The organism is Streptomyces clavuligerus, from assembly GCF_005519465.1.
Lineage (GTDB): Bacteria > Actinomycetota > Actinomycetes > Streptomycetales > Streptomycetaceae > Streptomyces > Streptomyces clavuligerus.
Genome location: NZ_CP027859.1, coordinates 1,641,297 through 1,665,219, shown reverse-complemented (window position 1 = coordinate 1,665,219; position 23,923 = coordinate 1,641,297). Strand labels below are relative to the sequence as shown.

At 71.3% G+C, this 23,923-nt stretch carries 19 protein-coding genes; 7 read left to right on the top strand and 12 right to left on the bottom strand.

What is annotated here, in order from left to right:
* Positions 1-390: 390 nt before the first annotated feature.
* The 3 genes from CRV15_RS35150 to CRV15_RS35140 all read right to left on the bottom strand — a co-directional run bounded on the left by CRV15_RS35150 (position 391) and on the right by CRV15_RS35140 (position 4,200).
* Positions 391-1,266 carry a peptidase S1 gene (locus CRV15_RS35150; RefSeq protein WP_230864282.1) on the bottom strand — a complete coding sequence of 292 codons (876 nt, stop codon included), beginning with the start codon at positions 1,264-1,266 and terminating at the stop codon, positions 391-393.
* A gap of 290 nt (positions 1,267-1,556) precedes the next feature.
* Entirely contained in the window at positions 1,557-2,948 is a 1,392-nt protein-coding gene (locus CRV15_RS35145) for a glutamine synthetase family protein (protein ID WP_003952667.1), read from the bottom strand.
* A gap of 46 nt (positions 2,949-2,994) precedes the next feature.
* A complete protein-coding gene (locus CRV15_RS35140; RefSeq protein ID WP_003952666.1) occupies positions 2,995-4,200 on the bottom strand; it encodes a cytochrome P450 in 1,206 nt (401 codons plus the stop codon).
* 401 nt (positions 4,201-4,601) lie between these two features.
* Between CRV15_RS35140 and CRV15_RS35130 the strand changes: the two genes are divergently transcribed.
* Positions 4,602-5,453 (top strand): hypothetical protein, encoded by an 852-nt coding sequence (locus CRV15_RS35130; protein ID WP_003963711.1) that lies wholly within the window; start codon positions 4,602-4,604, stop codon positions 5,451-5,453.
* Between the two features lie 109 nt (positions 5,454-5,562).
* Here CRV15_RS35130 and CRV15_RS35125 read toward each other — a convergent pair whose 3' ends face one another.
* On the bottom strand, positions 5,563-6,294 hold the full coding sequence (locus CRV15_RS35125; RefSeq protein WP_003952663.1) for a class I SAM-dependent DNA methyltransferase: 732 nt from the start codon (positions 6,292-6,294) through the stop codon (positions 5,563-5,565).
* A gap of 530 nt (positions 6,295-6,824) precedes the next feature.
* On the opposite strand from CRV15_RS35125, the gene CRV15_RS35115 reads away from it, so the two are divergent.
* Complete coding sequence (locus CRV15_RS35115; RefSeq protein ID WP_003963709.1) at positions 6,825-7,262, top strand: hypothetical protein; 438 nt, start codon at positions 6,825-6,827, stop codon at positions 7,260-7,262.
* Positions 7,263-7,482: 220 nt separating this feature from the next.
* Here CRV15_RS35115 and CRV15_RS35110 read toward each other — a convergent pair whose 3' ends face one another.
* The 3 genes from CRV15_RS35110 to CRV15_RS35100 all read right to left on the bottom strand — a co-directional run bounded on the left by CRV15_RS35110 (position 7,483) and on the right by CRV15_RS35100 (position 9,465).
* A complete protein-coding gene (locus CRV15_RS35110) occupies positions 7,483-8,052 on the bottom strand; it encodes an EF-hand domain-containing protein (protein ID WP_009999651.1) in 570 nt (189 codons plus the stop codon).
* Positions 8,043-8,351 carry a lipoyl domain-containing protein gene (locus tag CRV15_RS35105; protein ID WP_003963707.1) on the bottom strand — a complete coding sequence of 103 codons (309 nt, stop codon included), beginning with the start codon at positions 8,349-8,351 and terminating at the stop codon, positions 8,043-8,045. The genes CRV15_RS35110 and CRV15_RS35105 overlap by 10 nt, the downstream gene beginning before the upstream one ends.
* 151 nt (positions 8,352-8,502) lie before the next feature.
* Positions 8,503-9,465 carry a DUF11 domain-containing protein gene (locus CRV15_RS35100; RefSeq protein ID WP_003963706.1) on the bottom strand — a complete coding sequence of 321 codons (963 nt, stop codon included), beginning with the start codon at positions 9,463-9,465 and terminating at the stop codon, positions 8,503-8,505.
* Between the two features lie 648 nt (positions 9,466-10,113).
* Between CRV15_RS35100 and CRV15_RS35090 the strand changes: the two genes are divergently transcribed.
* Complete coding sequence (locus CRV15_RS35090) at positions 10,114-10,812, top strand: hypothetical protein (RefSeq protein WP_003952657.1); 699 nt, start codon at positions 10,114-10,116, stop codon at positions 10,810-10,812.
* Between the two features lie 85 nt (positions 10,813-10,897).
* On the opposite strand, the gene CRV15_RS35085 is transcribed toward CRV15_RS35090, so the two are convergent.
* Complete coding sequence (locus tag CRV15_RS35085; RefSeq protein ID WP_003952656.1) at positions 10,898-11,584, bottom strand: ABC transporter ATP-binding protein; 687 nt, start codon at positions 11,582-11,584, stop codon at positions 10,898-10,900.
* A 4-nt stretch (positions 11,585-11,588) separates the two neighbouring features.
* The gene (locus CRV15_RS35080; protein WP_003952655.1) at positions 11,589-13,049 is read right to left on the bottom strand and encodes an ABC transporter permease; all 1,461 of its coding nucleotides are present in this window, start codon (positions 13,047-13,049) and stop codon (positions 11,589-11,591) included.
* Positions 13,050-13,244: 195 nt separating this feature from the next.
* On the opposite strand from CRV15_RS35080, the gene CRV15_RS35075 reads away from it, so the two are divergent.
* Positions 13,245-13,907 carry a response regulator transcription factor gene (locus CRV15_RS35075; RefSeq protein ID WP_009999648.1) on the top strand — a complete coding sequence of 221 codons (663 nt, stop codon included), beginning with the start codon at positions 13,245-13,247 and terminating at the stop codon, positions 13,905-13,907.
* Positions 13,904-15,145 carry an ATP-binding protein gene (locus CRV15_RS35070; protein WP_003963704.1) on the top strand — a complete coding sequence of 414 codons (1,242 nt, stop codon included), beginning with the start codon at positions 13,904-13,906 and terminating at the stop codon, positions 15,143-15,145. The genes CRV15_RS35075 and CRV15_RS35070 overlap by 4 nt, the downstream gene beginning before the upstream one ends.
* A 118-nt stretch (positions 15,146-15,263) precedes the next feature.
* Here CRV15_RS35070 and CRV15_RS35065 read toward each other — a convergent pair whose 3' ends face one another.
* Positions 15,264-15,638: a hypothetical protein gene (locus tag CRV15_RS35065; RefSeq protein WP_009999646.1), complete on the bottom strand. Its 375-nt coding sequence runs from the start codon at positions 15,636-15,638 to the stop codon at positions 15,264-15,266.
* A 232-nt stretch (positions 15,639-15,870) separates the two neighbouring features.
* Here CRV15_RS35065 and CRV15_RS35060 point away from each other — a divergent pair, with 232 nt between their 5' ends.
* The gene (locus CRV15_RS35060) at positions 15,871-16,389 is read left to right on the top strand and encodes a hypothetical protein (protein ID WP_003952651.1); all 519 of its coding nucleotides are present in this window, start codon (positions 15,871-15,873) and stop codon (positions 16,387-16,389) included.
* Positions 16,390-16,542: 153 nt separating this feature from the next.
* Positions 16,543-16,956, top strand: a complete 414-nt coding sequence (locus CRV15_RS35055; protein WP_003952650.1) for an SHOCT domain-containing protein — start codon at positions 16,543-16,545, stop codon at positions 16,954-16,956.
* A 110-nt stretch (positions 16,957-17,066) separates the two neighbouring features.
* Here the strand turns inward: CRV15_RS35055 and CRV15_RS35050 are convergent, their stop codons facing one another.
* Positions 17,067-17,714 (bottom strand): sortase family protein, encoded by a 648-nt coding sequence (locus tag CRV15_RS35050; protein WP_009999643.1) that lies wholly within the window; start codon positions 17,712-17,714, stop codon positions 17,067-17,069.
* 206 nt (positions 17,715-17,920) lie between these two features.
* Complete coding sequence (locus CRV15_RS35045) at positions 17,921-23,620, bottom strand: DUF7507 domain-containing protein (RefSeq protein ID WP_003963701.1); 5,700 nt, start codon at positions 23,618-23,620, stop codon at positions 17,921-17,923.
* Between the last annotated feature and the right edge of the window lie 303 nt (positions 23,621-23,923).

Genomic DNA, 23,923 nt, shown 5'->3' with positions numbered 1-23,923 from the left:
GTGCACTCCACGATGCGGGCAGTGCCCGCCGATGTCCTGGAGGCCGCGGCCCGCGGTGTGAGCTGTCCCGGCACGGTCCAGGACATGACGGTGGGCGACCACCTGCTCACCGGGGGCCACGCCGGCACATGCGGAGGCCCGGTTTCCGGGAAGGCTCCGCGTCCGGGTGGAGCTCCGTCATCCGTTCCTCCTCATCGTTGGAACGGGTGGAGCCGAGGACGCCCGTTGCGCATCTGCCCGTTGGCGGGGGTTCAACCAGGTGTGCCCGGCCGGGTTCGGAAGACGCGGAGGGCCGGTGTCTCCGCCACCCGGTACCGGACAAGCGGAGGTGGCGTACCCCGAGGAGAGGTACGCCACCGTGCGGCGCCCTGAGGCGCCCGCTGGGGTGTGTCAGGACAGGACGAGCTCGGTGACGTCGTTCGCTTCCAGGACCCAGGCGGCGCTGAGACCGCCCTCCTTGACGAACGCCTGACCGCTGCCCACGAGGATGCCGATCCGGGTGCCGGAGAGGGCGATCTGGATCACATTGTTCGCTTCCAGGGTCCAGGCGGCGCTGAGACCGCCTTCCTTGACGTACGCCTCGCCCTTGTCGTTGAGGACCCCGATCCGGTTGCCGGACAGCTCCAGTTGGATCACATCGTTCGCTTCCAGGACCCAGAGGGCGCTCAGACCGCCCTCCTTGACGAATGCCTCGCCCCCGCCGGTGAAGACGCCGATACGGGTGCCCGCGAGGTCGATGTCGATGACATCGACCGCCTCAAGGACCCAGGTGGCACTCAGGCCGCCCTCCTTCACATAGGCGTCGCCGTTGCCCTTCACGATGCCGATGCGGTTGCCGGAGAGTTCGATTTCCTTGGTCTGTCCGGCGACCAGGGTCCAGGCGGCGCTGAGACCGCCCTCCTTGACGTACGCCTCGCCGTTGTCCTTGAGGACCCCGATCCGGTTGCCGGAGAGGGCGATCTGCTTGGTCTGTCCGGCGACCAGGGTCCAGGCGGCACTCAGGCCGCCCTCCTTGACGTACGCCTCGCCATTGCCCTTGAGGACCCCGATCCGGTTCCCCGACAGGACGACCTGCTTGATGTTCCCGGCCTCAAGGACCCAGGTGGCGCTGAGACCACCCTCCTTCACATACGCCTCACCGTTGTCCCTGAGGATTCCGATCCGGTTGCCTCCGTCCCCGGAGACGGTGGCGGTCGCCGAACCGGCGGTCAGCATGCCGAAGGCGATCAGCGCCGCGGCGAGTAAGGGCAGTTTCCTGGTGATCACGGACGAAGCCTCCTGAGGGATACACGGATCGCGCGACGTGGGTCCGGTCATGACGACCGGCCCGGCGCAGAAGTCGACCACCACCCTCCACCGGGGTGACATCCCCCGCGCGGGTGAACCGCCGGGTTGACGCGACCGGCCAGTCGTACGGCGCGCACATCGTGAAGGACCGCCCGGGATTCACCCGTACGGGTACAGTCCGTCGGCACGGACCCCCGGACGGAAACGGGCCGGACGGTGGAGGGACAGACCTGGGCCCGCCGCCGCGGCCCGCCCGGGGCGGCTCCGGATCAGGGGGTGCCCTCCGCGTACATCTGGTGTTCCCAGTCGGTGACGGCGGCGCAGAAGCGGGCCCATTCGTCCGACCTGCCGGCGAGGAAGACGGAGCAGATCTCCTCGGTGAGCGCGCTTGTGACCACGGTGTCCTCGGTGAAGGCGGTGAGGGCTTCGCCCAGGGTCAGGGGCAGCGCGGGGAACGGGTGCCCGAGTTCCCGGGCGGTGCCCTGGGGCGGGCCGGGGTCGGTCCGGTTCGTCAGGCCGTCGGCGATGACGGCGAGCAGGACGGCGTGCGAGAGATAGGGGTTGACCATGGCGTCGGGGAGTTTGTACTCAAGGCGCCCGTTGGCGGACAGGCGGACGGTGCAGGTCTTGTCGTCCATGCCCCAGTCGATCCGTTCGGGGGCGAAGAGGCCCGTGTCCCAGTACCGCTTGTAGGAGTTGACGGTGGGGCCCATGACGGCCATGGCGCCCGCGGCGTGCGCCAGGATGCCGCCGAGGGCGTGCTGTCCGGTTTCGGTCAGGTGCAGTTCGCGGCGGCCGGGTTCGGCGAGCACGTTCTCGGTGCCGTTCCAGAGGCTGAGATTGTGGTGGCAGCCGTTGCCCATGACGCCGATGGCGGGTTTGGGCATGAAGCTGACCGTGACGCCGAGTTCGCGGGCGACCTGGCGGCAGATCTGCCGGAAGGTGACGAGCCGGTCGGCGGTCAGCTCGGCCCGGTCGTACATCCAGTTCAGTTCGAGCTGGCCGGGGTCCTCGTAGTCGCCCTCGATCATGTCGAGTCCCAGCGCCCTGCCGTAGGTGATCACCTTCTGGTAGATGGGCCTGGCGCGTTCCAGCAGATCGATCCGGTACGCGGGGCAGGCGTCGGGGCGGTGGGGTACCTCAAGACCGGGTCCGGTCCAGGTCGCCTCGGGCTCGCAGCCGGAGCGCAGGACGAGTCCGGTGCGTCCGGTGAACTCGCGGTGCCGCCGGATGAGGTTGCCGCGCGCGTCGGCGGCGAACGGCTCCCCGCCGCGTTCCGGCAGGTGCGCGGGCTCGTAGAGGCGGCAGAAGAACCGGCCGACCGTGGTGTCCCAGGGCAGCACGGCGAAGGTGTCCAGGTCGGGCAGGGCGGTGAACTCGGCCGCCCGCGCGCCGCCGCCGAGGAGGGCACCGCTCCGGTCGGTCTGGAAGTCGGCGACGACAGAGCGGTGCATCTGGACGCCCTTCTCCAGATTGCGGAGCAGATGCACAGCGGGCACCACCTTGCCGACGGCCCGGCCGCTGAGGGTCACCGACTGGTAGTAGACGTACTCGACCCCCGTCTCGGCGATCCGTTCGCGCACGGTGTCCACCGCGCTCCGGTCGCTGTTCCGTTCACGGTGGCGGTCGAGTGCCGTGGTGCTGGCGGGACGGGCGGTCATGGTGGGGCACCTCACAGGGGTAGCGCGGTGGGACGGGGGCACCCGGTCAGGGAGCGGGCGTGAACAGGAGCGGCAGGCGTACGGGGCCGGTGTTGCCGGAGTCGGGGAGCCAGACGGCGTCCTCGGCGATCCGGAGGTCCCGCAGGCGCCGGGCGAGCACCGGCAGGGCCTCGGCGATGTCGGCGCGGGCGACGAAGTGGCCGAGGCAGTGGTGGAACCCGCCGCCGAAGCCGAAGTGCGGCTCCCGTTCGGCGGTGATGTCGAAGGAGTACGGCCCGTGGACGCGGGGGTCGGTACCGGCGGACTCGGTCCACAGTTGGACGGTGGTCCCGGCGGGGATGTCCAGGCCCCGGAAGGTGAAGTCCTCCAGCGCCTCCCGGGTGATCCAGCGGACGGTGGGGTTGACGCGTATCACCTCCTCGGCGGCCCTGGCGCCCAGTTCCGGCCGATCGGCGAGGAACCGCCACTGGGCGGGGTGGCGGGCGAAGGTCTGAAGGGCGAGACCGAGTTGGTTGCGGGTGGTGTCGAAGCCCCCGAAGACCAGCAGGACCAGGCTGTCGCGGAGTTCTTCGTCGCCGAGGCGGTCGCCGTCGCGGTCCGCGTGGACCAGGCGGGAGAGGAAGTCGTCACGCTCCCGGCGCCGTCGGTCGGCGATCAGTTCATCGGCGTAGGCGTGGAGCGCGGCGAGCGCGCGTTCGACGCGGTCGAGGTCCTGGCGGACGGTCACCCCCAGGGCGAGTCCCAGCACGGCGGACTCGCGGGCGATGACGGGCCACTCCTGCTCCGGGATGCCGAGCAGCATCGCGATCACACGGGCCGCGTAGGGCTCGGCGAACTCCGCGACGAACTCGCAGCGGTCACGGTCCGCGAACGCGTCCGTCAGCTCGGTGGCGAGGGCCCGGAAGCGGGGCAGCAGAGCCGTGGCAGACCGGGAGGAGAACGCCGGATTCAGCAGTCGGCGCAATCGGCGGTGGTCCTCCCCCTCACGGTGGAGGACCCAGCTCGCCCACCAGTCGGCGAGGGGCCCCTCGGTCACCCCGTTGCGGGCGAGCCAGGACACGCTGCCCTGGCGGAGCCGGGGGTGGTGGAGCAGTTCGGCGACCTCCGCGTGCCGCAGGACCGCCAGTCCGTAGGTGGTCCGGGCGTACCAGGAGTTCTCGCGGGCCCTGTGCACGGCGGCGGAGGTGATGCTGAAGCCCGGGTCGGCGGCGTCGAACACGGGGACGCTGCCGGTCGGGGCGGGACCCGTCATGGGAACCTCCGGCTCTGGGGTGGATGGTGGTACCAGGGACTCGTACGGTGCGCGGGCGCGTCAAGTGCCGGAGAGAAGATCTCGCCTGAAGGTGTGGAATTCCGCGGGGCGGTGGCCGAAGCGGGGCGGTGGCCGGGACGGAGCAGAGGCCGGAGCAGGGGCCGGAGCAAGGGCCGGAGCAGGGCACCGGCCGCCGCGCGGCCCTCCGGGAGCCCCACCGCCCGCGCCACCGGGCAGTGGCCCTGTTCAACGGGCGTCACCACGGGCCAAGGGTCACCGGATCGGCGTGAGGTGTTCTTCCTGCCGGGGGCCTGGGTGCGCTATGCAAGTGTCCTCTGATCGAGGAGGGAGCCTTGGTGAGCGCTGAGGAGACTCGGCACCGGCCCGATGTGCCGGTGAGCATGACACGTTTCGACGAGGTCTACAGCCGGCCGGACCCGCGATCGTACTTCGCCGCTCTGGGACCGCTGGAGTATCGGACACCCCACCATGCCCAGGGCGTCTTCCGCCGCCTTCTGCCCCTCGCGGGCGCCTCCGAGGGCGGCGGGCACCCGGCGGACCGGGCCTCCCGGGCCGTGGTCCTGGACATCTGCTGCTCGTACGGCATCAACGCGGCTCTGCTCAACCACCAGGTGACATGGGAGGAACTGCACGAGCGCTACACCTCGCCCGCGGTCGCCCGGATGACGACCGGGGAGCTGATCGCGTCGGACCGCCGCTACTACGCGGCGCGCCGCCGCGAGGACGCCGTCCCCGTCGTCGGCCTCGACATCGCGGCCCCGGCCATCGCGTACGCGCACGCCGTCGGCCTGCTGGCAGCGGGGTTCGCCGAGAATCTGGAGACCGGCGCGCCCAGCCAGGCGCTCTACCGGGCCACGCGCGAGGTGCGTCTGATCACGGTGACCGGCGGCGTGAGCTTTCTGTCGGCCCGCACCTTCGAGCCACTTCTGACGGGCAGGAGCGAGCCTCCCTGGGTGGCGGCCTTCGTCCTGCGCACCGGCTCCTACCGGGCCATCGCCGAGGGTCTGGACCGCTTCGGTCTCACCACCCAGGAGTACACCCGCCGCACCTACCCGCAACGGCGCTTCACCGACGCCGACGAGCAACGCGCCGCCGTCGACGCCGTGTACGCGGCCGGCCACGACCCCCGAGGGAAGGAGACCGACGGCCATTTCCACACCGCCCTGCACCTGACACGGCCCGCCGCGCACTCCGCCTCACACCCGCTGCACGCTCTGCTGCACGACGGCTGAACGCCCGGCCCGGGATCGCCGGGGGCAGGACTTCCCCGGCTCTGCGGCACCGGGCCGGTGGGCGCAGGGGCGTCGGATGTCCGCCGTCGTTCGTCCCGAACGGGCGCGATCACCGCTTCTCGTAGACCGATACATGCCTCCGGCTGGCCGCCGTGAAGGGGCTGCGGTCCCAGTCGGTCCAGCGCTCACGCAGACGCATCCCGGCGAGCTGGGCCATCAGGTCCAGCTCGCTCGGCCAGCAGTACCGGAGCCGCAGCGGGCGCAGCGTGGTGCCCTTCGCGTCGAACGTCACGCGCTGAAAGGTGACCGCCTGTTCCACAGGGTCGTGCAGCAGGAACTCCATGTTCACCGAGTTCTCGGCGAGGGCGCGGGTGGCGACCCGCTGATGGCGGTCGAACTCGGTCACATCCTGGATGAAACACTCGACGACGAACAGCCCGCCGGGTTCGAGGACCTGGGCGACGTTGCGGAAGCAGTCGACCTGGCGGGCCTGGCTGGGCAGGTTGAACAGGGTGTTGAAGACCAGGTAGGACAGCTGGAAGGGGCCGTCGACCGCCACGTCGGCCATATCGCCGATCGTCACGGGGATCTCCGCGCCGCCGGGCTTCGCGCGCAGTCGCTCGACCATGGCGGGTGAGCCGTCGATTCCTTCGAGGGCGAACCCCCGTGCGGCCAGGGGAAGCGCGACCCGGCCCGTGCCGATGGCGAGCTCCAGGACGCGTCCGGCCGCCGGGACGAGTCCGGCCAGGAAGTCGACGGTCCGCGTCGGTTCGTAGACGTGCCCCTCGTCGTATTCGTGGGCGTAACGGTCAAAGAAAGCAGGATCGTTGAGTCCGGTCACGGCGGTGGAGTCAACCAGCGCGCGGCATGGCGCGCCAGGGAATTACGGCACCGTGCGAGGGGTTCTCGGGGGCGGTGTCCCGGGCGGGTCGGTCCGCGCGCCCGGCGGGGAGGAGCGGGCCGCGGGGAGGCCGTCGCGGCGGCCCTGTCCCTGCGCGGAGAGCGACGGCGGACGACCGTGCGGATCTCCGGTCCGGTCCGGAACGCGGAGGCCGATACCAGCCACCGTCAGGAGCCACGGCCACGCCGGGTGAGAGGTCACGGGGTGCACCGTCGCATCCGGTCGTGACCCCGGCCGGTGGTGCGGTGCGGTTCCAGGACCGGCCGGAACGGGTCGGCGCGGAAGGGCCGGGTGAACCCCTCCGGCATGCCCGTCCGTGCGATGGGGTGCGCCCCCTCGCACGGACGACAGGAACCCGCGTGCCCACCCTCCGGATTCTCCCCCCCGGAGGGGGTGCCGAGGCCGGTCGTATCCCCCGCACCCCGTGTACCCGTTCTTCCCCCCATCCGTCCCGCCCAGGGAGGGCAACGATGCTCAAACGGCTCAGGTCCGCGACACTGATCGCGTCGGCCATATGCACATCGCTCCTCTTCGGTACGACCGGTACGGCGCAGGCCGCCGACACTCCCCTGATCACCCGGTTCGGCAGCGGCGACTTCCTGGCCGCGACCGCCTGGGAGCACAGCAACTACGGTGGCGCGTACCTCCAGTTCTTCAGCGACATCAACGGCTGCTCGCCCACGACGCCGTCGCACAAGTACGACCAGCTTCCGCAGGGCTGGAACGACAAGATCAGCTCGATGCGGATTCCCGGCAGCCTGTGCGGGGGCTACGCCTTCGACCACATCAAGCGGTACGGACCGATGACCAGGGTGGACGGCAACATCCCCGCCATGCCGGCCGGGTGGAACGACCGCGTCAGCTCCCTTGAGGTCCTCTACGCCTGGTGGTGGCCCACAGCCACATGACAGCCGGCCGACCGGCGACCCACGGCTGACGGCTGACGGCTGACGGCTGACGGCTGACGGACCACCGAAGCGGTCGTCACAGCCGTCGCGGGTGCCGCCCACGGCTACCGGGAGCGGGCGCCGACGGTGTGCGGCTGCCGCCGCACACCGTGCTGACACGGGCCATGGGCCACGGCCCTGGGCGGAGAAGGTGTCTCCGCCCCCTGGTCACGGCGTCCGCTCACCCTCCCGTCGATGGGTGGTGGAGCGGACCGAAGAGCCAGTTGGCGGGAGTGTCCGCGTCGGTGCTGACGAAGAACGCGCGGACGGCCGTGTTGATCTCGTCGCAGGTCAGATGTCCGTCACCGTCGGCATCGAGCTTGCCGAAGGCGATACCGGCGTCGGCCGGGGTCAGACCGCAGCAGGTGAACAGGGCGCAGAACTCGTCCTGTGACAGCCGCCGGTCGCCGTCGGTGTCGAAGAGGGTGATGATGTGGGTCATCATGGGACGGATGACCCGGTCATAGCCATCGTGTCCGATGACGGAGCGGGCGGTGGAGGCGATGAACTCCTCTGGGCTGATCCTGCCGTCGCCGTCGGTGTCCATCCGTTTCTCCAGGGCCCGCCACATGCCGAGGGCCAGCTCCGTCATCCGTACGGCGGCCGGGGAGCCGGCGGGTGTGCCGCTCGCGGTGATCAGGCGCCGGGCCATGGCCTCGTAGTCAGCGGCCTGGAGCCAGCCGTTGCCGTCCTTGTCCATCTGCCGGAACCGCAGGGCGAGCTTGGCCCGCTGAAGGCCGGTCAGTTCCACGGCAGATCCCCCGGGCCCGGGAGGACGACCGTGCCGAGGCGCTCGCCGGGGGCCGCCGTGGCTCCTTCACCGACGTGGATGCGGTGCAGCACGCCCGAGGCCGGGGCGAGCACATCGAGGACGGTCTTGGCGGCCTCCACCTCCACCAGCGGCTCGTTCTCCCGCACGGTCTCGCCCGGCCGCCGGAGCCAGCGCGTCACCACATATCCGTCGTCGCCGGTGACCGGAACCGTCACCGCGTATGTCCCCCGGTGCCCCGGGGGCTGCGCGTCGACCGGGGCGTTCGGGTGCAGGGACATGAGGACCTCCGGAGGTGGCAACGCGGGAACGGCGCCCGGGTGACGAGCGCCACGACTCCCCTTTCCCGTACGGCCCGGGGCGAACGTCCTGGCGGCCGGGTCCACCGTCACCGGCGATGTGTCGCACGGGCGTCCGCATCCGGCTGCCGGGTCAGCAGATGACGAGGAGGGCGGTGAGGGCGGCGCAGGAGTGGGTGGCGGTGTCGTTGCCGGGGGCCGGGTCGGCGGGGGCGATATCGGTGACGGTGGCGGTGACCGGGAGGGACAGGCCGATGGTGAGGGCACCGGCCTGGAGCGCGAGGGTGCGGGTCACGTTGGCGCCGCCTGCGAGGGGGCCGAGGTCGCACGTCGCGGTGCGGGTGGCGGGGTCGGTGGTGCAGCCCGTGGCCTGGGGGAGGTGGAACCCGGGGCTGTAGGTGAAGCGGAGCTTGGCGGCGGTGGTGTCGGCGGGGCCGTGGTTGGTGACGGTGGCGGTGAACGAGGCGTTGAGGGTGCCCAGGCCCTTGGGGGTGGCGGTGAGGGAGACGCCGAGGTCGGCGGCGGCCGGGGCGGCGTTGATGGTTCCCTTGCCGAGGTCGAAGCGCCCGATGCCGGAGCCGCCGCCCGTCGCGGAGATCTCCACCGGCCCGGAGGAGGCCGTCCGCAGGGTGATGCCGATGCGGGTGGACGCGGTGGCACCGGCCGGGATGTCGCGCCAGGTGACATAGAAAAGGCTGCCGTCCTCACTGGGCCGGGGTCCGGCGCCGACGGTGTAGCCGCCGCCGGCGTCCGTGTAGGAGGAGTCATTGACGTCCACCTGGGCGTCGGACGGTTTGGGGAAGAGGATGTCCATGCCAGCGACCTCGACGGCGTGGTCGGTGGTGTTGGTGTACGAGGCCACCAGGTCGATCGACTCGCCCGGCGTCACCGTCTTCGGCACGATCAGGGTCTGGGTGCCGCCCGCCGTGGCCGAGGTGAGGACGAAGGTGTCGGCGGCCCGCACCGGGGAACCCGATACGGCCGGTGCGGCGGTGGGCGGGGCGGCCACCGCGGGCTGACCGGCCCACAGCACCAGTCCGGCGGCCACGGCCCCCGCCGCCGCGCGTACGGTCTGCTTCCGTCCCTGGAACACCATCACGCCACATCCTTACCTGCGGTTCCGGCCATGCCGGGACCGCTCCTCGCCGGGGCGCGTGCCCCGGACCTCGTCGCTGTACGCGATCAAGGCTTCCGCCGGAAGAACACCCTCATCGGCCGGAGACGAAAACAGGACTGATAGAAGTCCGAAAAGCTGCCTATGGGGGCAGATGGAGCAGTGCGATTCTGTATGCTTCGCTGCCCACTCGGAACTCTCCGCTCCGGGCCCGGAAGTGCTGTCCCCGGCTCGGCCCCGCACGGTCCACCGGCGCCGCCCGATCACCCGTACGAGGGGCGGAGCACCCGCACGCACCTGGTCCGACCACGACGAAAGATCTCCGGATGCCCGCTGTCCCCTCCCGTCTCATGGCTATCGCCCTCCTCCTGGGAGGCTGTCTCGGGAGCACCACCGCGACCGCCCCCGCCGCCTGCGCCCTCCGCACCACCGGCTGACGCGACGCCCCACCGGGCCGCGCCGCCCGGCAGCGATGCGACCGCGCCCCCCTCCCCGACGGACGGTCCGTCCCGCCCGGGGCAGGACCGTCAGGACGCCGGAGGTCACCACCGTCCGACGACGGGTGTCCGGCTCCGAGCCCCGAAGGTCACACCACCCGGCCACCCGGCCGATCCCTGACAGGAGTCCCCCATGCGATCCGTCCTCGCGCACATCGCCCAGCACAGCGAACGACTCGCGCGGCACCCCTTTCTCCTCGGCCTCGCCGACTCCCTCCGCGACCCCGTCCGGCGGATGGACTTCGCCCCGTGCTTCGCCCCCTTCGTCATGGGCTTCGCCGACATCAACACCCTCGGCTTACGGGACGAGTCCGCCGACGACGACCCCCTGCAACACCTGATCAACGAGCACACCCGCGAGGACGACCACCACTGGCCGCTCTACCTCGACGACCTCGCCACCCTCGGTCTCACCACCCCCGCCGACCCCGTGGACACGATCCGCGCCCTGTGGAGCGAGGAGACCCTGCGCACCCGCGAGGCCGTCTACACGATCATGGACCTGGCCCGCACCACCACCCCGCCCCTGCGCCTCGCCCTGGTCGAAGCCGTCGAGGCCACCGGGGCCGTCCTGTGGGACGCCTTCCTCAAGGCCGCCGCCGACTACACCGCGGCCACCGGCAGGCCCCTGCGCTACTTCGGCGGCGAACACGCGGCCCTGGAGACCGGCCACGCCATGGGAGCCGACGACATCGACCGCGAGCTGTCCGGCATCGACCTCGGCGCGGACCGGCCCCGGGCCCTCACCATCACGGACACCGTCTTCGACCGCATCAGCGGCATGCTCGACGACTTCCACGCCTACGGTGGGCCTTCCCGTACGGAACGCTGACGGCAACGGGACGGCGGTGGGACGGCGGTGACACCGCCCGCGGGCCGCCCACGACACCCGTCCGCACCGCTCCCGCCCATCGCACCTACCGTGCGCTGAGCCTGCCCCGTTTGAGTTGCAGCACCTCGTCCGAGGCCTCCGCCACCTCACGGGAGTGGGTGACCACCACCACGCACTTGCCCTCGTCGTGCGCGAGTCGCTGAAACACGGCGACGATCCCGCCCGCCGTCTCGCGGTCGAGGCTGCCGGTGGGTTCGTCCGCGAAGAGGATGTCGACCTCGCAGGCCAGCGCACGGGCGATGGCGACACGTTGCTGCTGCCCGCCGGAGAGCCGCAGGGTTCGGCGGTTGTGGTCGGCCGCGTCCACCCCGAGCAGGTCGAGGAGTTCGGCCGCGCGCCGGTTCTTGTCGCCCCGCCGTACCCCGGTGATCTCCATGGCGGAGGTGATGTTCTGGATCGCCGTCATATAGGTGAGCAGGTTCAGCGATTGGAAGACCGTGGCCGCGTGACGGTTGCGGTAGCGGCCGAGGCCCAGCTCCGCGATGTCCCTGCCGCGGAAGCGGACACTTCCGGCACTCGGCGAGTCCAGGCCGCTGGCCAGGGAGAGCAGCGTGGTCTTGCCGCTTCCGGAGAAGCCGATCACGGCGTACATGCGGCCCGGCCGGAAGGCGTGGCTGATGTCCTTGAGCACGGCGCGTCCGCGGTTGCCGGTCCGGTAGGAGTGGGTCACCCCATGGAGTTCGAGCACCGGGGGCTGCGGGAGGGAGGTCATCGCTTCAGTCGCCCTTCGTCAGGATGTCACGCGGGTGGAGGCGCAGCACCCGCGCGCCGGGGAGGAGCGTGGCCAGGGCGGCGATACCGAGGCCGGTGGCGCCGGTCCTGGCGATGTCGGCGGCGCCGAGCCGGATGTCGAGGGTGTCGATGGGCTCGGTCTCCGGGGTGTCGTCCGCGACGGGGGTGGGACCCCCGGCGCCGGTGACGGTGACGGCGCTGTGGTCGGCGCCGCCGTCGCTGTCCGCGGCGGTGTCCCCGGCCGAGGACACCTCGCTGGACAGCAGCCGGTCGCCGATGGCCTGGGACAGGAACTGGCTGCCCGCCGAGGAGAGGCCCACCGCGATCACCGCGCAGGCGACGACCTCCACCAGGTGCTGGCCGAGCAGTCGGGGCTTCCTCTCACCGAGGGAGAGCAGGATGCCCAGCTCCTTGCGGCGCTCGCGCAGCGACGAGGCGACGATCAGGGCGAGGATCACGGTGCCCGCGAAGGAGACGATCCATACGGTGAGGGTCGCGAAGTCCGCGGTCCTGGTGATGGGTCCGACGAGTTGCCGGTACTGCTTGTCGTTGACCGTCATCGGGAAGACGCCGAGGTCGGCGCCGGAGGCTTTCGCGTGCCGGCGCAGCCGGTCCATGTCCGCAGGGTCGGACAGGGTGAAGGTGGCCTGGACGACCTCGCCCCCGTCGGCGTCCAGTTTCTTGCCGAGCAGCAGGGTGGCGCCGTCCGGGGTGACATAGAGCTGGTTCACCGGGTCCATCATGGCCGGCAGGTACTGTCCGCTGTCCGCGGTGCCGCTGCTGTGGATACCGACGATCCTGAACGTGAACTCGTCCTCGTTCTTCTTCTGTCCCGGCGTCGGCATTTCGCCGACCTTGAGCTTGATTCTGTCGCCGACCTTCCAGCGGTTCTGCTGGGCGAGGCGCCGCTCGACCACGATCTCATCGCGCGTGCTTTTCGGGCCGATGCCGTGCCCTTCGACGATTTTCGCGTCGCCGTTCCGGAACGAGGCCACCGACTGCTGATCGCGTACCCCGTCGGCCTTGAAGAGGTCGGTGCCCTCGGTGGCGGTGCCGGCCGGCGGCGGCACCGGCCGGTACAGCTTCGAGCGGCCGGTGGGCGCGGCCACCGAGTCCGTCGTGTAGTTGCACCGTTCGACGACCGGAGCTGCGCAGATCCTGTCGACCAGGCTGCGCCGCAGTTCACCGCGTGGACCGATCGTGCCGACCCCGTTGCCGTCGGGCAGGGGCGCCTGCCCGGACCCGATCAGGGCGTTGATGTCCAGTTGCATGGTGGCGACGGCGCCGACGGTTTCCTTGGCTTCGTCGGCGGCCCGGGCCGCGGCGGACCGGATGAGCAGTCCGGAGAGCACCAGGGTGCAGATGACGAAGAAGAGACCGACCAGCATCACGGTCTTTCCGAGGTGGCTGGTCAGCCGCCACCACGCCCGTTTGAAAAAATTCATTGTGTACGACAACTCCCTGCCCGGCGTATCGCGTTGAATTGCGTGCCACCGTAGCCAGACCGCGATGTGAGCCGTGTTTGACGGATGCGCGGACCGGGTGGCGGCTCATACACGGTTCACATCCCGCGTCTGATAGGTGTGGGGTGGTCGGGATGTCGAAAGCACCGGTGAATTCACAGGAAAGGGGCGCGGGTCGTGCGCGTGCTGGTGGTGGAGGACGAGCGGTACATGGCCCGGGTCCTGGAGATCGGGTTGCGGCGCGAGGCCATCGCCGTCGATGTCGCGCACGACGGGGAGGCCGCTCTGGAGCGGCTGACGGTCTATGACTACGACGCCGTCGTCCTCGACCGCGATCTGCCCGGGGTCCACGGCGACGAGGTCTGCCGCCGTATCGTCGCCATGCGGCTGGAGTGCCGCGTCCTCATGCTCACCGCCGCCGGGCGCCTGGGTGACAAGGTCGAAGGGCTCGGTCTCGGCGCCGACGACTATCTGGCGAAACCCTTCGACTTTCCCGAACTGGTCGCCCGGCTGCGGGCGCTGTACCGGCGCAGCCCGATGGCCCACGCGCCTGTTCTCACCTTCGCCGACCTGGCCTTCGACACGCATCGCCGCCGGGTGCTGCGCGCGGGGCGCGAGGTGCGTCTCACGCCGAAGGAACTGGCCGTGCTGGAGCTGCTGATGCGCGCCGACGGCGGTGTGCTGAGTGCCGAACACCTCCTGGACAAGGCGTGGGACGCGTACGCGGACCCGCTCACCAACGCGGTACGGCTGGTCGTGCACACCCTGCGCCGCAAGCTCGGCGAGCCCCGGCTGGTGCACACGGCGATCAGCGCCGGCTACTACCTGGACGTCGCATGAGGCCGTTCTCCCGGCCGGGGCCGGGGCGGCCCGGGCGGCGGCCGTTCTGCCGTCCGGGGCGGCCCCGGCGGTCCCGGAGCATCCACGCCCGGCTCTTCCTCGGCTTCGCGGGCGCGCTCGCCGTCTCGGCCGTGCTGATGGTGGCTGTCATCTACGCGGGCATGCGGTTCGTGCCGACGTACGAGTTCGAGGACACCGTCGTCATCTCGGACCCCGGGGGGCCGCGCCAGGCGCCCCGCTCGGTGGAGCCGTTCCCCGGGGCGAGCGTTCCGCCGGGGGTCACGCCGGGGCCCCGGGCCGAGGGGACGATCCGCAGCAAGGAGGATGTGTGGAACACCTTGTTGTGGCTGTCCGTCGGCGGGCTCGTCCTGGTGACGGCGATCGGCCTGGCCGTCGGCTGGCGGCTGTCGAAGCGGCTGCTCGCGCCGCTCGGGGTCATCGGCCGGGCCGCCGCGAAGGCCGCCGAGGGCCAGCTCCAGTACCGTATCGACGCCGAGGGCCCCGCCGACGAACTCAAGCAGCTCGCCGACACCTTCGACACCATGCTGGCCCGTCTGGAGGAGTCCTTCGCCGCCCACAGGCGTTTCGCGGCCAACGCCTCGCACGAGCTGCTCACACCGCTGGCCACCACCCGGGCCGTCCTCCAGATCGCCACCGCCGACCCCAGCGGCGAGGAGTTCGCCGAGCTGGCCCCGATGCTCGTCGAGACGAACGAACGCAACATCAGCGTCGTCCATGCCCTGTTGGCCCTGGCGGCGGCCGAGCACGCGCCCTTCGACCCCGAACCTGTCGACCTCGCGGCCCTCGCCGCGGACGTGGTCGCCGAGCGGGCCGCGCAGGCGGCCACGGCGCGTGTGCGCGTCGAGGTCGACGCCGGACCCGGCTGCACCGTCCCCGGCAGTACCACCCTGCTCCGTCAGCTCCTGCTCAACCTGCTCGACAACGCCCTGGCCTACAACGAGCCCGGCGGTTCGGTGCGCCTGGCGGTCCTGCGCGGGGACGGGGTCGTCATCGAGGTGGGGAACACCGGGCGGCAGATCGACGACCTCGTCGCCCGGCGTCTGTTCGAGCCCTTCTACCGGCAGGACTCCCGTGTCACCAGCGACCGCTCCGGTCATGGCCTGGGCCTCGCCATCGTCCGCTCGATCGTGCACGCCCACCACGGCACCGTGACCGCGCACGCCAACCCCGGCGGCGGTCTGACCGTACGCGCCGGTCTGCCGCCGGAGCCGGGGTGACGACGGGCTCCTGCCGTTCGTCTGCCAGGGGAAGCCTGTCGGGGGAAGCCTGCCGGGAGAAACGTGCCGGGCGAGGGAGGCCGCCGCACCGGACGGCCTCCCCTGAACTCTCCGGCTCTCAGGCGTCCTTGGCGCAGATGACGTTGACGTAACCGGCGTTCCTGATGGCGAGGTTCGGAGTCCCGGGGTTCCTGCGCACCTGTGCCCGCCAGCCGCGGGGCACGCTGCTGCCCTGCTCGAACGCCGGGCCGGAGGCGGTCGTGTACACATACCCGCTCGTCAGCGCGAACCCGCCGCCGGTCGCGTGCCAGCCCGCGCGGCAGAACACGCTGGCCTCACCGATCGCCTGGCTCTCGGCGACCGCGATCGGGGCACGGTCGGCATAGGAGTTCTCCACCGCCACCGCCTGCCCCTGGGTGAGACCGCACATGGCCACCGCGCACAACAGCGTCGCCATGGCCCCTCGTACCCCCGTCGAAATCGTCTTCATCATCCGTCCCCTCCGTGCACACATCACTCGGTCGGCCACCGGCACCACCACGGTGCCGGTCCGTTTCTTCAACGACGGGGCCGAGGCCCCGATACGGCCCCGGTCCACGGAGCACCGACCGCACCGGTGGGTACATGTGTTCTCTTGTGCGTGGTCTGCCTCCCCCTCACCGGAGGGCTGGCGCCGAGGCGGCGCCCGTCGCGCGGGGCGGAGGGGGCGGGACGACACTGGAGGCATGAGAGGCCCTGCTGCCGCGGAGAATCCACCGGGGCCGCCGAACGCCGTGGACCGGGTCGACTACACAGGGGCCGTGTACGGCTCCCTGCTCGCCGCGTCGGTGGTGGCCGGCGCGGGCTGGGCTGAGTCGTTCTCCCGGTTGCGGCTCGTACTGCTGCTGCTCGGCACCGGTGTGGTGTTCTGGGCCGCGCATGTCTTCGCCCATGTGTTCGGGGAGCGGATCGCGGACCCGGCGCTCAGTCGCGAGAAGATCTGGCGGGATCTCGTCGCGGAGTGGCCGATCGTCAAGGCGGCGGTGCCACCGGCCCTCGCCGTGGCCGTGAGTCCGCTGCTCGGGCTCGGCCCGGAGGGGACCCTCTGGCTGGCGCTCTGCGTCGCCATCGCGGGTCAGGTCGGCTGGGCGACGGTCGCCGCGCTCCGGGCGGGTGCCACAGGACGGCTGGTACTGGTCGCCGGGGCGGCCAATCTGCTGCTCGGCCTGCTCGTGGTGCTGCTCAAGGGCGCCCTCCAGCACTGAGGCCCGTACGCCCGCCCATGACCCGGTGAGTACCCCGGCCGGACGGCGCGATGAGCGCGGATTCCTCTCCCGGGCCATGCTGGAGATGACACGGGCGCACCCGCGGCCCGGACAAGTGGAACATCTGGACCATGGCGAACAGGGAGGACTGCGATGGAGGGCCAGCAGATCCTGGCGTACGACTATCCGCTGCTCGGTGCCTTCTGGACCGTGATGTGGATCTTCCTGTGGGTGATGTGGTTCCTGCTGCTGTTCCGCGTCATCACCGATGTCTTCCGTGACGACAGCCTCAACGGTTGGACAAAGGCGGGATGGCTGATCTTCGTCCTGATCGTCCCCTTCCTGGGCGTGCTGGTGTACGTCATCGTCCGCGGCAAGAAGATGGGCACGCGCGAGATCCGTCATGCCCAGGAGCGGCAGGCCGCGATGGACGACTACATCCGCAGGACGGCGGGCGGCGACGGGGGCGGCAGCGCCACCGAACTGGCCAAGCTCTCCGAACTCAAGGCCAAGGGCGACATCACGGAGGCCGAGTTCCAGCGGGCCAAGGAGAAGATCCTCCACTAGGGTCCCGCCAGGGGCCGTCCCGGCGACGGCGCCCGGCCGGACCCGGTGGCCGGATGGCCGGCCGGGTCGTGTGCGGCCTCGCGCGGACTCCTGCCCCACGAGGAACGGGCTCAGCGCGAGACGGTCGCGGACACCAGCAGTCCGACCTGCTCGGAGACCGCGCCCCGGCCCTCCGCGCCGCTGTCCTCGCCGTCCTTCTCCCGGCTTCTCCCCCGGTCCTCGCCGCCGTCCTTCCCGCTGCCGGTGAGGGCGATGACGCGCAGTTCACGCCCCTGGGCGCCCTGGGCGGCCTCGGCGACCGTGGGGAGGTCCCGGCTGATCATCTGGATGCGGCCGATGGTGAAGGACGTGGTGGTGCCGTCCCTGTGCGTGATCTTCGCCTTGTCGCCGACCACGGCGCGGATGAGGCCGTGGAGGGGACCGGGGTGGTCCGTCGTCCCGGCCCGGCCGGTGAGGACGACCACGCTGCGGGCCCCGGGCGCGGTGGCGGCGGCCGGCCAGCCGACCCTCCCGTCCTCGGGCGCGGTGACCTTCCGGTCCTTCCCGCCCGTGATCTCCACGATGTCCAGGGCCTGGGCGCCGCGCCTCTCCAGGGTCAGGGCCCGGGGGGCCTTGGCACCACCCGGCCGGGAGTCCGCTCCGCCGTGGCCCGGCGGCGCTCCGCAGGCCGTCACCGATACGGACGCCGCGATCAGGGCCGACAGCCAGAGGGTGTACGGCCCCCGCCGCGGCCTCGATCCGTACGCCGCACTCCTCATGCTTCCCATCCCCGTCCTCAGCTGTGCGGGGCCGTCCCCGGCGGACGGGCTCACCGCAGCAGAGCCTAGGAGCGGACGCGCGCGGCGGGCGCCGACATCCCGGGGCGGCGGGGAGGGTCACCCGGACAGCGTACCCGCCCCGACCGCCGACAGGGGCTGTGCCCGGCGACCGTGGTCGCCGGGCACAGCCCCTGCCCCTCGGCCGCTCAGGCGGCGCGGGCTCCCTTCACCGCCTTGGGCTTGTCCTTGTCCTTGTCCTTGGGGGTGACTGTGCCGTTGGTGGTGCAACGGGGGTCGTCGCCGCGCGGGGGACAGTTGTTGCCGGGGGTGTCGGAGACCACGGTGTTGATCAGTTTGAGGTCACCGAAGGTACGGGCGTTGGTGGTGACGGAGAAGGTGATGGTGGCGTTCTCCCCGGGGGCGAGGGCTCCGCTCCAGGACAGGACGGGCTCGTCATAGGTGGTGGTACCGCGGGTGGCGGTGGCGTCGCCGTTGTAGCGGGCGTCGTCCAGCAGCTCGCTCAGATCGTCGGTGAACGAGGCCGGTCCGGCGGCCGGGTAGGCGGTGGCGCCGGTGTTGGTCACGGTGATCGTGTACTCGACCGTGGCCCCGGCCTTCACGGTCGCCGGGCCGTTCTGCTTCTTGGTGATGGTCAGGCCCGGCCGGCCGGTCACGGTCGTCGTGGTGGTGGACTCGTTGTTGCCCGGGTCCGGGTCCGGGTCGTCGCCCTCGACGGTGGCCGTGTTGGTGAGGGTGCCGGTGGCGTCGTCGGCCACCGTGCCGATCACGGTGAGGGTGACGCTCTCTCCGACGGCGAGCGCGCCGCCGGTGCAGATGAGCCTTCCGGAGCCGATACCGCACCCTTCAGTGGTGGTGGTGGGGTTCTGGATCTGGACGGGGATCGGGTCGGTCACCGTCCACCCCGTCGAAGCGGACGGACCGTTGTTGGTCAGGGTGATCGTGTAGGCGATCCGTGCTCCCGCCTCCACGGACGCCGGGCCGGACTTGTGCACCGCCAGGTCCACCGAGCGCCCCACCGTGGTGGTCGTCGTGGACTCGTTGTTGTCCGGGTCGGGGTCCGGGTCGTCCCCGTCGACGGCGGCGGTGTTGACGATGCGGTCCGCGTTCGGCGCCGCCGTGCCGGTGAGTGAGATCGTCATGCTGTCACCCACCGCCAGGGCGCCGCCCGTGCAGGTCAGCGTCCGGTCGCTGAGGGAACAGCCGGGGGTGGTGGTGTCCGGGTTCCGGAGCTGGAGGGGGATGGGGTCGGTCAGGGTCCAGCCGGTGGAGTCGGAGGGACCGTTGTTGGTGACGGTGATCGTGTACGAGACCTCGTCCCCGGCCGTCGCGGTCGCCGGGCCGGTCTTGGTCACCGCCAGATCCACCGAGCGCCCCACCGTCGTCGTGGTGGTGTCCTCGTTGTTGTCCGGGTCCGGGTCGGGGTCGTCCCCGGTCACGGTGACCCGGTTGATGATACGGGTGGCGTTCGCCGCGGCCGTACCCGTCAGCGAGATCGTCACACGGTCGCCCACTGCCAGGGAGTTGCCCGTGCAGGTCAGCCTGCCGCCGCTGACCGAACAGCCCGGGGTGGCCGTGGCCGCGTTCTGGAGCCCGGCGGGAATCGGGTCGCTCACCGTCCAGCCCGTCGAGTCCGACGGACCGTTGTTCATCACCGTGATCGTGTACGACACCTCGCCCCCGGCCGTCACCGTGGCCGGGCCGCTCTTGGTCACCGCCAGATCCACGGAACGCCCCACCGTCGTGGTGGTCGTGGACTCGTTGTTGTCCGGGTCCGGATCGGGGTCGTTCCCGTCGACGGTGGCCGTGTTGACGATACGGGCGGCGTTCGGCGCCGCTGTGCCGGTGAGTGAGATCGTCACGCTCTCGCCCACCGCCAGCGCACCGCCGGTGCAGGTCAGCCTGCCGCCGCTGACCGAACAGCCGGGAGTGGTCGTCGCCGCGTTCTGGAGCCCGGCGGGAATGGGGTCGGTCAGGGTCCAGCCGGTCGAGTCCGACGGGCCGTTGTTCGTCACCGTGATCGTGTACGAGACCTCGCCCCCGGCCGTCACCGTGGCCGGGCCGGTCTTCGCCACCGCCAGATCCACCGAGCGCCCCACCGTCGTCGTGGTGGTGTCCTCGTTGTTGTCCGGGTTCGGGTCAGGGTCGTCCCCGGTCACGGTCACCGTGTTCACGATGCTGCTCGCGTCCGCCGCGGCCTTGCCCGTCAGCGAGATCGTCACCTGGGCGCCCGCCGCCAGGGAGTTGCCCGAGCAGGTCAGCGTTCCCGCGCTGACCGAACAGCCGGGGGTGGTGGTGGCCGCGTTCTGGAGCCCGGCGGGGATGGGGTCGCTCACCGTCCAGCCGGTCGAGTCCGACGGACCGTTGTTCGTCACGGTGATCGTGTACGAGACCTCGTCCCCGGCCGTCGCGGTCGCCGGGCCGGTCTTCGTCACCGCCAGATCCACCGAGGGGGTGATCCTGGTGATCGCGGTGGACTCGTTGTTGTCCGGGTCGGGGTCGGGTTCGTCGCCTTCGACGGTCGCGCGGTTGACGATACGGGCGGCGTTCGCCGCGGCCGTGCCGGTGAGTGAGACCGTCACGCTGTCGCCCACCGCCAGCGCACCGCCGGTGCAGGTCAGGGTTGCGGCGCTGATCGAACAGCCGGGGGTGGTCGTCGCCGCGTTCGTCAGGGCGGCGGGGACGGGGTCGGTGAGGGTCCAGCCGGTGGAGGGGTCGGGGCCGTTGTTGGTGACGGTGATGGTGTAGGCGACCGTGTCCCCGGGGGAGGCGCTCGCCGGGCCGGTCTTCGTCACCGCGAGGTCCACCTCCGGCACCGGGAGGGGCGACACGGTCGTGGTGGTGGTGTCCTCGTTGTTGTCCGGGTTCGGGTCCGGATCGTCGCCGGTCACCTCGGCGGTGTTGGTGATCGTACCGACCGTCCCCGCCAGGCCGGTCAGGGTGATGGTCGTGCTGTCGCCGACGGCGAGCGCGCCGCCCGTGCAGCTCAGGGTTCCGCCGTTGACCGAACAGCCGGGGGTGGTGGTGGCGGCGTTGGCCAGGCCCGCCGGGATGGGGTCGCTCACCGTCCAGCCGGTCGAGTCCGACGGGCCGTTGTTGGTCACCGTGATCGTGTACGAGACCGTGTCGCCCACGGTCACCGTGGACGGGCCCATCTTCGTCAGTGCCAGGTCGACCGACGGGGTCACCGTGGTCGTCGTGGTCGACTCGTTGTTGTCCGGGTCCGGATCGGGGTCATTGCCCTCGACGGTGGCCGTGTTGACGATACGGGTGGCGTTCGGCGCCGCCGTACCCGTCAGCGAGATCGTCACGCTGTCGCCCACGGCGAGTGTGTCACCGGCGCAGGTCAGGGTTCCGCCGCTGACCGAACAGCCGGGGGTGGCCGTGGCCGCCTCCTGGAGCCCGGCGGGGATGGGGTCGGTCAGGGTCCAGCCGGTCGAGTCCGACGGGCCGTTGTTCGTGACGGTGATCGTGTACGAGACCTCGCCCCCGGCCGTCACCGTGGCCGGGCCGGTCTTCGTCACCGCCAGGTCGACCGACGGGGTCACCGTGGTCGTCGTGGTCGACTCGTTGTTGTCCGGGTCCGGATCGGGGTCGTTCCCCTCGACGGTGGCCGTGTTGACGATACGGGTGGCGTTCGCCGCGGCCGTGCCGGTGAGTGAGACCGTCACGCTGTCGCCCACCGCCAGGGCACCGCCGGCGCAGGTCAGCGTCCCCGTGCTCACCGAGCAGCCCGGGGTGGTGGTGGCCGCGTTCTGGAGCCCGGCGGGGATCGGATCGGTCAGCGTCCAGCCCGTCGAAGCGGACGGGCCGTTGTTCGTGACGGTGATCGTGTACGAGACCTCGCCCCCGGCCGTCACCGTGGCGGGGCCGGTCTTCGCCACCGCCAGGTCGACGGCCGCGGTGACGGTGGTCGTGGTCGTGTCCTCGTTGTTGCCCGGGTCCGGATCGGGGTCGTTCCCGTCGACGGTCACGATGTTGGTGATGGTGGTGGCGTTCGCCGCCGCCGTACCCGTCAGCGAGATCGTCATGCTGTCGCCCACCGCGAGGACGCCGCTGATGCAGACCAGGTTCCCACCGCTGATCGAGCAGTCCGGCGTCGTGGTCGCGGCGTTCAGCAGACCGGCGGGGATCGGATCGGTCAGCCCCCAGCCGGTGGAGTCGGAGGGACCGTTGTTCGTCACGGTGATCGTGTACGAGATCTCGCCCCCGGCCGCCACCGTGGCGGGGCCCGTCTTGGTCACCGCCAGATCGACCCGGCGTTCGAGCCCGGTGATGGCGGTGTCCTCGTTGTTGTCCGGGTCGGGGTCCGGCTCGTTGCCTTCGACGGTGGCGGTGTTGACGATACGGGCGGCGTTCGCCGCCGCCGTACCCATCAGGGTGATCGTCGTGCTGTCACCCGCCGCCAGCGCTCCGCCGGTGCAGGTCAGCGTTCCGCCGCTGACCGAACAGCCGGAGGTGGTGGTGGTCGGGTCCTGGAGCCCGGCGGGGATCGGGTCGCTCACCGTCCAGCCCGTCGAGTCCGACGGGCCGTTGTTCATGACGGTGATGGTGTAGGCGACCTCGTCGCCCGCGATGGCCTCGGCCGGGCCGGTCTTCGTCAGCGCGAGGTCCACCGACGCGTTCACGGTGGTCGTGGTGGTGGACTCGTTGTTGTCCGGGTTTGGATCGGGGTCGTTGCCGAACACCTTGGCCGTGTTCACGATGGAGGTGACGCCCGCCGCGGCGGTACCGGTCAGCGAGATCGTCGTGCTCGCCCCCACCGCCAGCGCGCCGCCCGTGCAGGAGAGCATGCCGCTCGCGACGCTGCATCCGGCGGTCGTGGTGGCCGCGTTCAGCAGTCCGGCGGGGATCGTGTCGGTCAGCGTCCAGCCGGAGGAGGGGTCGGGTCCGTTGTTCGTCACCGTGATCGTGTACGAGACACTGCCGCCCGCGGGCACCGAGGCCGGGCCCGTCTTGGTCACCGCCAGGTCGGCGGGCGTCTGGAAGCAGGAGGTCGCGTCCACCGCGATCGACATGGCGGGCGCCGACTGGGAGGAGAGGACGGTGAACATCGGCGTGGCGGGGGTGGTGAGCTGCACCCGGTGGATGGTGCCGCTGTTCTGGTAGAAGCCCAGGTCGCCGTTGCCGTAGGTGAAGGTGCCGCCGAAGCCGTCGCCCGGGGCGGGGTTGGGGAGGACGCCGGGGTAGCTGGTGACGGTTCCGGTCGCGGGGTCGATACGGACCACGGCACCGTCGACGTCGGCGCCCCAGAGATAGCCTCCGCTGTACGCGAAGTCGATGACGCCGTTCAGGGACTGGCTCAGGGTGACGAGTGTGGACGTCATCCCGGTGATGTCCACCCGGTACATCTGGTTGTTGTAGCCGTTGGCGACGTAGAAGGCGCCGTTGTCGTCGAACGCGCCCGAGGCGTAGTTCCCCCCGCCGCCCGAGGGCGCGGGAAGTCCGACGGTGCCGAGGGTGGTCACGGCCCCGGTGTCGTCGATCCGCAGCAGGTTGGGGGTGGTACCGCGCTGGATCGCGTAGATGTAGTGGTCGTCCGGGTCGACACTCATGGCGTTGTACGCCACGGTCGCCGCGCCCACGGGCATGAAGGCGATCTCCCCCGGGCCCGTCACCCCGCTGTAGAGCTGGCTCGCCGTGCTTCCCGCCTCCAGGAGGATGTCACCCGAGCAGGTGAAGGGGGCCTGTGCGCGGGCCGCGGCCGGGGCCTTCGAGGGAGCCCCGGGCGCGGCGGGAGCCCGGTGCGGAGCGGCGGCCGGAGGGGCGGCCATGCCGGGCCGGGAGGCTGTGGAGGCATGCGCCTGAGCCTGCGTGGAGGTGGCGGCGGCGCCGAGCGCGAGGGCGAGTGCCACGCCCGCCGCCGCCAGCCGTGTTCTTCTCAACATCCGGGGTGTGACCTCTCCTCGCGTGACAGGCGCGCGCGCACGGGCCGACGGCACAGGGGGGCCGGTGCCGGAGGGGTGTCAAGGACGTGCGCGCAATCCCGTTCATTGGAGCGGTCCACGGGCGGCCCACCGGGGATGCGGGCCCCGGAGTCGAGGTTGTTTCACCCTGGCAGCCCACCCCGGCCGCCGGGCCTCAGGGCTGAAGGCGACTGGAGCACGCGACCGAGGACCCGGCCGCCCCCGGCACCGCCGTCCACGACCGGAGAGGGCCTCCGTGTCGGCGCCGACCGCGCGGAGCCGGTG

Excerpts from the sequence above, each read along its gene's own strand:
- CRV15_RS35145 (WP_003952667.1), bottom strand. The coding sequence starts at position 2,948 with ATGACCGCCCGTCCCGCCAGCACCACGGCACTCGACCGCCACCGTGAA.
- CRV15_RS35140 (WP_003952666.1), bottom strand. The coding sequence starts at position 4,200 with ATGACGGGTCCCGCCCCGACCGGCAGCGTCCCCGTGTTCGACGCCGCC.
- CRV15_RS35130 (WP_003963711.1), top strand. The coding sequence starts at position 4,602 with ATGACACGTTTCGACGAGGTCTACAGCCGGCCGGACCCGCGATCGTAC.
- CRV15_RS35115 (WP_003963709.1), top strand. The coding sequence starts at position 6,825 with ATGCTCAAACGGCTCAGGTCCGCGACACTGATCGCGTCGGCCATATGC.
- CRV15_RS35105 (WP_003963707.1), bottom strand. The coding sequence starts at position 8,351 with ATGTCCCTGCACCCGAACGCCCCGGTCGACGCGCAGCCCCCGGGGCAC.
- CRV15_RS35100 (WP_003963706.1), bottom strand. The coding sequence starts at position 9,465 with ATGGTGTTCCAGGGACGGAAGCAGACCGTACGCGCGGCGGCGGGGGCC.
- CRV15_RS35090 (WP_003952657.1), top strand. The coding sequence starts at position 10,114 with ATGCGATCCGTCCTCGCGCACATCGCCCAGCACAGCGAACGACTCGCG.
- CRV15_RS35085 (WP_003952656.1), bottom strand. The coding sequence starts at position 11,584 with ATGACCTCCCTCCCGCAGCCCCCGGTGCTCGAACTCCATGGGGTGACC.
- CRV15_RS35080 (WP_003952655.1), bottom strand. The coding sequence starts at position 13,049 with ATGAATTTTTTCAAACGGGCGTGGTGGCGGCTGACCAGCCACCTCGGA.
- CRV15_RS35070 (WP_003963704.1), top strand. The coding sequence starts at position 13,904 with ATGAGGCCGTTCTCCCGGCCGGGGCCGGGGCGGCCCGGGCGGCGGCCG.
- CRV15_RS35065 (WP_009999646.1), bottom strand. The coding sequence starts at position 15,638 with ATGATGAAGACGATTTCGACGGGGGTACGAGGGGCCATGGCGACGCTG.
- CRV15_RS35060 (WP_003952651.1), top strand. The coding sequence starts at position 15,871 with ATGAGAGGCCCTGCTGCCGCGGAGAATCCACCGGGGCCGCCGAACGCC.
- CRV15_RS35055 (WP_003952650.1), top strand. The coding sequence starts at position 16,543 with ATGGAGGGCCAGCAGATCCTGGCGTACGACTATCCGCTGCTCGGTGCC.
- CRV15_RS35050 (WP_009999643.1), bottom strand. The coding sequence starts at position 17,714 with ATGAGGAGTGCGGCGTACGGATCGAGGCCGCGGCGGGGGCCGTACACC.
- CRV15_RS35045 (WP_003963701.1), bottom strand. The coding sequence starts at position 23,620 with ATGTTGAGAAGAACACGGCTGGCGGCGGCGGGCGTGGCACTCGCCCTC.